A 10,412-nucleotide genomic window follows, 5' to 3' on the forward strand; every position below is an offset into this window, starting at 1 on the left:
TCAGGACGACAGCGCACGGCGCCGAACCTTCTCGGCCAGGCTTCCGCGGAAATCACGTGACGGCGGCGCCGGACCCATCGCCCGAGCCCCAGAGATCCGCGCCGTTCGACACCGGTCCCCACGAGGGGAGGGACCGGAGCCGAACGGCGCGGAGTGCTTTTGATCACTGTGCGCCCGAGTCGCTGCGAGGTTGATCACCATCGGGGACTTTTTTGATCACCGTTGACCCTCCCTTGCACCAGCCGTCACCGGCGTGACCTACGCTCCGCTCACGTCCCCAGTTCGACAGGGGCCTTTTTTTCGTTCCGGGGGGTTCGAAACCACCGTGCGCACCCGCACCCGCACCCGCACTCTCACGGCCGCGACCGCACTCGCGGTCCTCTTCGGCTCGACCGCGCTCGCTCTCACGTCGGCCGCGCCCGCGCTGGCCGACTCCAGCACGGTCCTGCCGGTCACCTCGACCGGTGCCGTCGTCGTGGACGGCGTCCACCAGCGGGTCTTCATCAGCGACCCGAAGAGCGGCAAGGTCGTCGCGACCGACTACAGCGGCACCGTCGTCGGCACGGTCGAATCGCTGCCCGGCGTCCGCGGCCTGGAACTCTCCGCCGACTCCGGAACCCTGTACGCGGCCGTCCAGGACGCCGACGCGATCGTCGCCATCGACACCGCGACCGCCACCGAGGCCCACCGCTACCCGACTGGCGCCGGCACCCAGCCCGAATACCCGGCGCTCGCCGGCGGCAAGCTCTGGTTCGGCTACCGCAACGGCGGCAGCGCAAACATCGGCTCGCTCGACCTCAGCGGTACCGACCCGGTCGTCACGCTCCACCAGGACACCGACAAGACCTGGAGCGAGGCCCCGATCCTCGGCTCCTCGACGGGAGCCCCGAACACCGTCGTCGCGGGCGCCCCCGGGCAGAGCCCGGCGGAACTCGCGGTGTTCGACGTGTCGTCGGGCTCGGCGACCCGCACCGCGTACGTCTGGGACCCGGGCGACAGCAGCAACCTCACCGACCTCGCCGTCACCCCCGACGGCAAGGACGTCGTCACGGCCAGCGGCGCCCCGTACAAGCAGGAGGTCTTCAAGCTCTCGGACCTCTCCGGCGACGGCAGCTACACCACCAACCCCTACCCGAACGCGGTCGACATCGCCCCGAACGGCGCGGTCGCCGCGGGCACCTTCTCCTGGTACGACCCGGACGTCCACATCTTCAAGCCGGGCGTCTCCACGCCGGTGCGGCAGTACGACTTCCCGAACACCGACGGCGGCAGCGCCGCCGACACCCTCGCGGCCTCGGGCCTGGCCTGGGCGCCGGACGCGAGCAAACTGTTCGCGGTCTCGTACAACGACTCGAACGTCTACTCCCTCCGGGTCCTCGACAACCCGGCCAAGGCGGACACCACCCTCACGGCGAGCGCCCCGTCCACCGCGCCGCGCGCCCAGGCCCTGTCCGTCACCGGCAAGCTGACCTCGGACGCGTCCTTCCCGCCCGGCACGACGGTCTCCGTCCGCCGCGCGGACGACGAGTCCCCGTCCGGCAAGCTGCTCGGCACGGCGACGGTCGGCGCCGACGGCTCGTACTCCTTCGCCGACACCCCGCCGGTCGGCGGCCGGGTCACGTACACGGTCGGCTACGCGGGCGACGACTACCACGCGAGCACCACCGCCACCAGCACGGTCGACGTCACGAAGACGACGACCGCCCTGACCTTGGACGACAACGGCAAGGTGTACTCGTACAACACCCAGGTCAAGTTCACGGCGCACCTGGGGACGACGTACAAGAACCGCACCGTCGCGATCTATGCCGACCCGTACGGCGGCGACAAGCCCGACAAGCTGGTCAAGTCCGGCGCGGTCGACTCCTCCGGAAACCTCTCCGTGAGCCTCTACCTGACCCGCGACACCAAGCTGACGGCCAAGTTCACGGGCGACACCCGCTACGCGCCCGCGACGGTCACGAGCACGGTGGGCGCACGGGTCAGGGTCTCGACCGCACTCAGCGGCTCCTACAGGACCGGGACGGCGTGGAACCAGACGTACCGCTACTTCCACAAGTCCAAGGCCCCCGTCTTCGACACGACGATGACGCCGTACCCGAACCGCAAGTACCGGGTCGAGGTCCAGGGCTACTACCAGGGCGCCTGGCGCGGCACGCACAGCGAGTACCTCGTCCTCGGCTCGGACGGCCAGGGCACGCTCGAACTCACCGGCACCCCGCCGACGGGCGTCCGCTTCCGCATCCGCTCGTCCTACATCGACACGACGTCGGGCGACAACGTGAACTCGACGACCTACGGGACGTGGAAGTACTTCATCTTCACGAGCTGAGACCGGCCGCTTCTCGCCACACGTGCGCTGACAGAACCGCACGTGTGCTGACAGACAAGGAAACCGTGCGAATACCCACCTTTCGTGACACGTTCGGAACCTGTGCCGCGATAGCGGTCTCCGCTCTCCTCCTCGCGGCGGCGTCTCCCGCCTCCGCGCGCCCCGACGCCGCCACCGCGACGGCGCCGCCCGCGTCGACCGCGCACGACGCGGGCCGGGGAAAGGCATGGACGAGTGCGGAGGCCGAGAAGTTCTGGACCCCCGAGCGGATGGCCCGGGCCACCCCGGACAGCCCGCGCGGGGAAGGCCCGGCCGGAGGGTCGGCCGAATCCCTGGTGAAGGGTGCGGCTGCACCGAAGAACGGCGTCTACTTCGCCGGTGTCCCCACGGTCGGAACCTTCTTCCACTACGTGACGGACCCGGCCACCGACCAGCTGACGGGACGTTTCTGTTCCGCGAGCGTCGTCGACAGCCCGCAGGGCAACGTGATCCTGACCGCCGCGCACTGCTCCGGCGGCTCCAAGGGCATGTTCGTACCCCGCTACGACGGCAGCGCGAACAACCCCGCCCCCTACGGCCGGTTCGCGGTGCAGAGCTGGGTGCGTGACGCACGCTGGTACCAGGCGGCAGGCCACCCCACCCGCGATGCCTACTCCGACTTCGACTACGCCTTCGCCCGGGTCGCCGTCAACGGCGCAGGGCAGAGCGTCCAGAGCGCCGTCGGCGCCGCGCTCCGACTCGGCCAGGTGAACGGCCAGTACAAGCAGAACGTCACCGTCATCGGCTACCCCGGCAGTCACAACCCGCAGAACCGCCCCTTCATGTGTGCCGACGTCACCACCCGCCAGCTGCCCGGCTACCACCAGATGCGCATGGACTGCGGCGGCTTCTACGGCGGCACCTCCGGAAGCCCCTGGATCACCGGCCTGAACAAGACCACCGGCAGCGGAACCGTCATCGGCAACCTCGGCGGCTACTACGGCGGCGGCCTGGAGAACAACAGCGACCGCATCTCGTTCTCCACGACCTTCGACCAGCGGGCCCTCGAGATCTACGGTGCCGCGCAGAACAACACCACTCCGACCCAGTACCCGCGCGGCTACAGCATGTACCCCACCGGCGGGGGCCGGTGGCAGCAGGCCATGAAGACCGCCTCCGGCGACTACACCGGCGACGGCAGGTCCGACGTGATCGTCGTCTGGTCGGACGGCGAAGTCACCCTCTACACCGGGGACGGCAACGGCGGCTTCTCCGGCGAACACCGGATCGCGAAGTCCTCGACCTGGACCCACGCCAGGACCATCGCCGGCGGGGACTTCGACGACAACAACGCCTCCGACCTCATGGTGGTCTGGTCGGACGGCGAAGTCACCCTGTACACCGGGGACGGCAAGGGCGGCTTCGCGGGGGAGACCCAGCTGGCCAAGCCCAGCAGCACCTGGAAGGCCGCCGTCCAGATCACCGCCGGACGCTACAGCGCCAACCCGTCGCCCGACGACGTCATGGTCCGCTGGACCGACGGCGAAACCACCCTCTACACCGACGTCGACAGCCGCGGATTCCTCCACGAACACCGGCTGCAGCCCCCCAACGACACCTGGCGCCACGCCACCCTGCTCGCCGCCGGGAACTTCACCGGAGGCGCCAACTGGGACGTCGTCGTGCGCTGGTCCGACGGCGAACTGAGCCTCTACCGCGACTCCTCCGCCTCCGGCGTGGGAACGGAGATCAAGCTGAAGTCGTCCAACACACTGTGGACCCACGCCGCCGTCATGACCGCCGGCGCCTACACACCCGGCGACCCCGACGACCTGCTCGTGCGCTGGTCCGACGGCGAGACCACCCTCTACACCGACACCACGACGACCCTCGGCCGCGAACACATGCTCGTCCCGCCGAAGGCCGCCTGATCACCTATCAGAAGGCGAGGTACCACCGATGTACCTGCGCGTAGTCGGCATCCTCTGCACCGCGGCCGCCCTCGGTCTCGCAGCCGCACCCGGCGCCCGCGCAGCCGAGGACCCGGGCCTCGCCGTCAGCCTCGCCCCCACGGGCAGCGACAGCACTCCCGACGGGCCGCTGAGGCCGGGCGCGCCCGTCGAGGTCACCTCAGGAGTCGACCTGACGTCCCTGGCCGTCGACGAGAACGGCAGCTTCACGGTGACCTCCCCGGCATTCCGACACCCGGTGAAGGTGACCCTGCAGAAGAACAGCTTCGGCCAGGGCGAAGGGAGGCTCCGCTGCGGAATCGGGCCGGGCCGCTACCCCGTCGACATCGCCGCCCACCACCACAAGGGACTCACCGCCAAGCAGCGGCATACGAGCATCACCGTCGCGGGAGGCGGCTCGTACTGCCCCCGGGCGTCCGGCTCGTCCGCGACGAAGACCACCACGGTGGCCGCCACCACCGGTGGCGGCGTCGCCGTACTGTCACTAGCGGGGTTCGCCGTCGCCCGGCACCGGCGCGGCAGGACACAGCCGTAGCCGGGCCACGGCCGGGAGCGGCGATCCCTCGCCAGGACGCCAAGGAGGCGGCGAGCTGCCGGGCGGCCGCAGAGGCGCGGGGAACTGCGAGACCAGACAGCCAAGAGAACCGAGCCGGCCTCGGCAGTACGGCTGCCGGGGCCGGCGGCTTTACCGGTCAGCCTCTGATCCGCTGCCGGATCCAGACACCGTCGGGCTTGAGCACACTGGTGCCGGCGAACCGGCCGCTCCTGCAGGTGCCTTTCCGGAAGATTTCGCCGTCACCATCGCCGTCACCGATACTCCAGTTCGTCCAGCTGATCTTCTTCCTGGCCATCAGGTCGACATATCTCTGTGACATGGCGAAGTCGTTGCCGGAGCCGTCCCACGACTGTGTGCCCCATTCCGAGACGAAAATAGGGAGCTTGGAGGAGGCGCGGTCAAGGGTCCTCAGGAAAGGTTCCCGGTGCGCCGCCGCGTAGAAGTGGTACGTGTACATGATGTTGGAGGCGCGTACCGGGTGGGCGACAACCTCATTTTCATTGGCGTTCTCGGATTCACCTAGCGTGGACCAGCCGCGGGTGCCGACAAGGATCACACTGTCGGGATCCCGGGCGCGAATCACCGGGATGACCTTCTCCGCATAGCTCTTGATCTCCCACCAGCTCGCTTGATATGCCTCGTTCACGATCTCGTAGATCACATTGGGGCGGTTCCGATTCCGTGCGGAGATTTCCTTGAAGAAGGCCATTGCACTGCGGAGGCCGTGGTTCGGGTCGCCCGAGTCGACCCAGTGCCAGTCGACAATCACGTACATACCGCGGGCGCTCGCCATGTCGATCAATCGGTTCGCCAGACCTGTGAACTTCTTTGGATTTCCCGTGTAGCCTTCCTTGTCCGCATACGTGGCAATGCGCAGGACGCTCGCACCCCAGTCCTCGGCGAGCGCATCCAACATGCCACCGACCAGGCAATTGGAAAACCATTGAGTGCCACTCGTGCTCATGCCGCGCAGTTGGACCGGTGTCCCGGCCCCGTTACACAGACGAGTGCCGCAGACGCGGAGCTTGCCGTCCTTCTCGACCGGAGTCTTCGGCTTTACCTCGACCTCCGTCTTCTCCCTGGCCGCAGCCGGAATCTTGGCATGGCCAACGATTCCGGAGACCTGGTCCCCCGCCAAGTTCAAGGCAAGGAGACTGAGCTCGACGGCCATGACAAGGACCAGTCCGACAGTCTTGGACAGAAAAAAGCGAAGCACATTGCGTTATGCATGAAGACTTACGAAATATCAACGAGCTTCGCGGGAGTGACCGGATGTTCACCCTGGTGGAGGCGGCAAGGCGAAGCCCCGACCTTACGTCGTCGCAGGGGAGTCTGTCGCAGGGGAGTCTGGTGAGCTGCCGCATACACGGTAAGTGTTCGGTCGACTGGTACGTGGTCCACATGGCAGCCTGGCATTCCACCGGTGCTGGCCAGCGCCGGGGACGGGTGGGGGAGGCTGAGCCCCGCTCCGCCGCCCTTGCCAAGGTTCAGGCGCCGCGGGGCCGACCGGCACCAAGGGGGAGTCGAGGTGGCGCGGCCACATGCAGCGGCACGAACTCAGACTCACGTTCCTCAACCGCCCCGGGACGCTACCCCGGACGCGGCAATCAGGAAGAGCACCCTGTGCCGGTCGTCGCTGAGCCGTGGCCCGGGATTCCCGCACGTGGGCGAGGGGTCTCCAAGCAGGCTGAGGCGTGCCGGGTGCCGATCGCTCCTGGGCTGACGCCGCACGGGCTGCGCCATACGCACAAGACCCTGATGAGAGAGGTGGGAACCCCGCCGAAGCTGATGGACGAACGCATGGGTCACGAGGACGGCTCGGTGCAGTCCCGCTATGACCACATCACGGCCGGCACCCATCCGGCGGGTCAGGTTCCCGATCTTGCGCAAAGTGCCTGATCACACAGGGCGTTGGTGTTAGCGTCCCTCGCATGGCTGAACTGATCGCCCCCACCGGTCGGCTGCATTCCTCGTGGCTCACGGCGCGTGACGAGTGGCAGCCTGGTGCTCACCAGGACGGGGCCGGCCTGCGTCTGGTCGGTGACGATGACCTCGACAGCCCGGAAGGGTTCGCCTCATGGGTCGGGCGACTGCGACAGCAATCGGACCGGTCGCTTCCTGTCGGGGAAGGACGCGTCCATGCCACCCACTGGTGGATCGTCGACGGCGAGACCTACCTCGGGGCCATCGACCTCCGGCACTATCTGAACGCCTTTCTGCTGGAAGGGGGCGGACACATCGGCTACAGCGTCCGGCCTTCTGCCAGGAGACGCGGACTGGCCACGTGGGCGCTGGGAGCGGTTCTTCTCAAGGCGCCGGCGCTCGGTCTGGACCGGGTCCTCCTCACCTGTGACGATGGCAACGTCGGCTCGGCGCGCACCATCGAAAGCAATGGCGGCGTCCTCGAGGATGTGCGCAGCACCGAAATCGGGGTCAAGCGCCGTTACTGGATCACTCTCGATGACGCTGGTCACAGCCATTCACTGATGGCCGCGACGAGGACGGTCACCTAGTGGCGGACGGCTGTGTGTCGCCCACGGCACGGTGCCTTTTGAGGCTATTGATGCCGCACTCGACGGCGTACTGAGCTCTGTGGTCCTCCGGGTCGAACTTCGGCGGCCAGGCTTCTTGTCCTTCGGCAACAGACGCCCCAGCACCGGTCTGAGCGTTGCACCGAGTGCGAAGTAGGGCACCGTTTCAGGGCGCGCCGGTGTCGCCGTTCCGTCTCGCCTCGCCTGCCTGTGCGCCGGCGCGAAGCCGGAAAGGGGCTGGGCGCTGGTCGGACGGGTGTTGGCCGGGGCGGTCACTTGCGCCGGCTGGCGCGGTCGGCGGTGAGGGCGGCCTCGAAGCCGTCGAGGAGGGACTGAAGGCCGAACGCGAAGGTGTAGTCGGGTGCTGCGGCGTACTCAGTGGCGGCCGGGGTGTCGAGGCGTTCGCGCAGGCGCGGGAACTGCATGGCGGTCTCGGTGGCGCGCGCCATGGCGTCGGCCATCAGTTGCTCGGCGTCTGCACCGTCCTTGCTCAGTCGGCGGTTCAGCGAGACCTGCGCGGCAGGACCGAGCGCGCTGCCGAGCACGAAGGTGAACATGGCGCCGGCCGCCTGGTCCGCGTCGGCGACGGCGAAGCCTGCCTTCTCGTAGATGGCGAGGCTGAGGTCGTTGTGCCGGGCCTGGCCGGGTCCGTGCAGGAGGTGGCTGCCGAATGCCTGCACGAGCCAGGGGTGCCGGGTGAGCATCGCGTGCATGCTGTTGGCGTGGGCGGTGGCAGCCGTGCGCCAGTCGGTGGCGTCGGGATCGGGCAGCTCGACCTCGCGCCAGATCTCGTCGCTGGCCAGTCGGACCAGGTCGTCCTTGGTCTTGATGTGCCAGTAGACGGCCGTGGCGGCTGAGCCGAGCCGTTTGGCCAGGCTGCGCATGTTGAGGCCGTCCAGTCCCTCGTCGTCGAGCAGCTCGATGGCGGCACGGACGATCCGGTCTGCGGTCAGTGTGTCTCGCGGCATGGCCACCACCCTAGTTGTACTAAGTTCATGAAACGCCTTGCACTTAGTTCGAGTGACGGCCTACGCTCCTTCTCGTACTTAGTTCAACTGTCCGAAGGGGGAGCCATGTCGCAGGACAAGCTGTCGGAGTTCGTCAAGGCACAGGCCGCGGAGCTCGACGTTCCCGGTGTCGCCGTCGGCGTGCTCCTGGACGGTCAGGAGATCTACGCCGCGCACGGTGTGACCAGCCTCGGCAACCCGCTGCCGGTCGACGAGAAGACGTTGTTCTCGCTGGGGTCGGTGTCCAAGACCTTCACCGCGACCGCGCTGATGCGCCTGGTCGCCGAGGGAAAGGTGGACCTGGACGCGCCGGTGCGGCACTACGTGCCCGAACTGAAGCTCGCCGACGAGCGGACCGCGGCACAGATCACCGTCCTGAACCTGCTCAACCACACCGCGGGCCTGGACTGGAACCTGATCGACGACGGCGAGGGCGACCGCTCCCTGGCCGGGCTCGTGGCGAAGCTGCCCCAGTTGCCGCTGATCGCACCGCCCGGGGTCCGCGCCTCGTACAGCCAGGCCGGATACAACCTGGCCGGGCGGATCATCGAGAAGGTCACGGGCCTGCCCTTCGAACAGGCCATGGCCTCGCTCGTCCTGGAGCCGGTGGGCCTTGCGGACACCGTCTACGGCCTGTCCGAGGTGATGGTCCGCAAGTTCGCCGTTGGCTACAACCGCGGCGACGACGGCGAAATGCGCCCCGCCCGGCCCTGGGCAGGATTCAAGGAGGGCGCGCGCGGCGACAACCCCGGCGGCGGCCTCGCCTCCGCGGTGGGCGATCTGCTGCGCTGGGCACGGTTCCAACTCGGCGACGGCGAGAACGTGTTGCCCGCCGCAGCGCTGCATCGCATGCGGGAGCGGACCGTCGAGCTGCGTGCCAGCTCGCTCGGCGACGGCTTCGGCATCTGCTGGTTCCTGCACGACCTGGACGGCCTCCACGGGATCGGCCACGGCGGCTCGGGCAACGGCCAGTTCGCCGAACTGCTCATCGTGCCCGAGCGCAACTTCGCGGTGGTCTCCCTGGCCAACGCCGGCCCGGACGGCTACCCCTTCAACCAGTCCGTCGTGCGATGGGTGCTCGAGCACTACCTCGGTGTCGTCGAGAAGACGGCGGAGCCGGTCCCGTACGACGAGGGACGGGCCCAAGAGGTCGTCGGCCGCTACGAGATCGACGCCATCAACCTCGACATCGCCGCCGACGGCACCCGCCTCACCCTGGCGGTCGGGATCAAGCCGGAGATCCGCGAGGCATCGGAGGAGGACATGCCCCCGGACCACCCGGCCGCGGGCATCGGCTTCCTTCCCGGCGACGCCGACGAGTACATCGTCACTGAAGGCGGCCTCACGGGGCAGCGCGGCTACTTCTCCCGCGACGTCAACGGCGCAGTCACAGGCGTCGACCTCGCCGGCCGGCTCTTCAACCGGGTCGCGGAAGCATCCTGATCCAACGCACGCAGGGGCGGTCCCGAGCGGCCGCCCCTTCCGGCACCGCGAACCCGGCGACAGTCGGCTCACGGCCACGACCCGTCTCCGCCACAACGCTGGTGCGCTCTCATCGGAACGGAATGGTGCACATCCACCTGCATGCCGACAACGCCCGGCGTGGCCGGTGCCGGGCGCAACACAGGACCCCCGGCGGCAGTTGACGTTGTATGCGAAGCAACCTCGGCCCCGCCGAGAGCACCGAAAGCTCTGTCTACCAGGTGCTTCTCCGTCCACGAACCCGATCTGACCGTAGGCCCGAGCACTCGTGTCACACCGGTGTACCTGATGCCGGCCGCCACCTACCCCTACGCCGGGAGCGACTCGATTCGCTCGGGAGGAACTCGGCGACCACTGCGTTCGGGTCGGCTATCGACCAGAACTACAGGGAGACCCACCCAATACTCCGCCGTCTCGATCAAGACGATCTCCAGAAACCCGTCAGGGGCCTGATCCACTGAGTGGATAGGGCCCCAGTCCTGGTAATAAGGCGTGGGGGTGGGGGGTTTTTAACCCACGACCACTTCGTCCCGAATGTGGTTGGGTTTGTGTTAT

General features: G+C 68.1%; 7 protein-coding genes and 1 pseudogene. 6 read left to right on the top strand and 2 right to left on the bottom strand.

Annotation, left to right across the window (positions count from 1 at the left end; all coding sequences use genetic code 11):
- The first annotated feature begins 325 nt into the window (after positions 1-325).
- The 3 genes from AB0N07_RS30555 (at position 326) to AB0N07_RS30565 (ending at position 4,816) form a co-directional block, all read left to right on the top strand.
- Positions 326-2,332: an Ig-like domain repeat protein gene (locus AB0N07_RS30555; protein WP_365840529.1), complete on the top strand. Its 2,007-nt coding sequence runs from the start codon at positions 326-328 to the stop codon at positions 2,330-2,332.
- Between the two features lie 65 nt (positions 2,333-2,397).
- Complete coding sequence (locus AB0N07_RS30560) at positions 2,398-4,242, top strand: FG-GAP-like repeat-containing protein (protein ID WP_365840531.1); 1,845 nt, start codon at positions 2,398-2,400, stop codon at positions 4,240-4,242.
- Between the two features lie 28 nt (positions 4,243-4,270).
- Entirely contained in the window at positions 4,271-4,816 is a 546-nt protein-coding gene (locus tag AB0N07_RS30565; protein WP_365840533.1) for a hypothetical protein, read from the top strand.
- 157 nt (positions 4,817-4,973) lie between these two features.
- Here AB0N07_RS30565 and AB0N07_RS30570 read toward each other — a convergent pair whose 3' ends face one another.
- Positions 4,974-6,008, bottom strand: coding sequence for a glycoside hydrolase family 5 protein (locus AB0N07_RS30570; RefSeq protein ID WP_365840535.1), 1,035 nt, complete (start codon positions 6,006-6,008; stop codon positions 4,974-4,976).
- A gap of 413 nt (positions 6,009-6,421) precedes the next feature.
- Here AB0N07_RS30570 and AB0N07_RS30575 point away from each other — a divergent pair.
- Both AB0N07_RS30575 and AB0N07_RS30580 read left to right on the top strand, forming a co-directional pair.
- Positions 6,422-6,691: pseudogene (locus AB0N07_RS30575) on the top strand (tyrosine-type recombinase/integrase); the annotation flags it as partial.
- A gap of 77 nt (positions 6,692-6,768) precedes the next feature.
- Positions 6,769-7,350, top strand: coding sequence for a GNAT family N-acetyltransferase (locus AB0N07_RS30580; protein WP_365840537.1), 582 nt, complete (start codon positions 6,769-6,771; stop codon positions 7,348-7,350).
- A gap of 290 nt (positions 7,351-7,640) precedes the next feature.
- Here AB0N07_RS30580 and AB0N07_RS30585 read toward each other — a convergent pair whose 3' ends face one another.
- On the bottom strand, positions 7,641-8,336 hold the full coding sequence (locus AB0N07_RS30585) for a TetR/AcrR family transcriptional regulator C-terminal domain-containing protein (protein ID WP_365840539.1): 696 nt from the start codon (positions 8,334-8,336) through the stop codon (positions 7,641-7,643).
- Positions 8,337-8,441: 105 nt separating this feature from the next.
- Here AB0N07_RS30585 and AB0N07_RS30590 point away from each other — a divergent pair, with 105 nt between their 5' ends.
- Entirely contained in the window at positions 8,442-9,818 is a 1,377-nt protein-coding gene (locus tag AB0N07_RS30590; protein ID WP_365840541.1) for a serine hydrolase domain-containing protein, read from the top strand.
- The last annotated feature ends 594 nt before the right edge of the window (positions 9,819-10,412 follow it).

Source organism: Streptomyces sp. NPDC051172 (assembly GCF_040682555.1).
Classification (GTDB): Bacteria; Actinomycetota; Actinomycetes; order Streptomycetales; family Streptomycetaceae; genus Streptomyces.

What these genes read in the sequence shown, in the direction of transcription:
- AB0N07_RS30585 (WP_365840539.1), bottom strand. Translation starts at nt 8,336, where the DNA reads ATGCCGCGAGACACACTGACCGCAGACCGGATCGTCCGTGCCGCCATC.
- AB0N07_RS30570 (WP_365840535.1), bottom strand. Translation starts at nt 6,008, where the DNA reads ATGGCCGTCGAGCTCAGTCTCCTTGCCTTGAACTTGGCGGGGGACCAG.
- AB0N07_RS30565 (WP_365840533.1), top strand. Translation starts at nt 4,271, where the DNA reads ATGTACCTGCGCGTAGTCGGCATCCTCTGCACCGCGGCCGCCCTCGGT.
- AB0N07_RS30590 (WP_365840541.1), top strand. Translation starts at nt 8,442, where the DNA reads ATGTCGCAGGACAAGCTGTCGGAGTTCGTCAAGGCACAGGCCGCGGAG.
- AB0N07_RS30580 (WP_365840537.1), top strand. Translation starts at nt 6,769, where the DNA reads ATGGCTGAACTGATCGCCCCCACCGGTCGGCTGCATTCCTCGTGGCTC.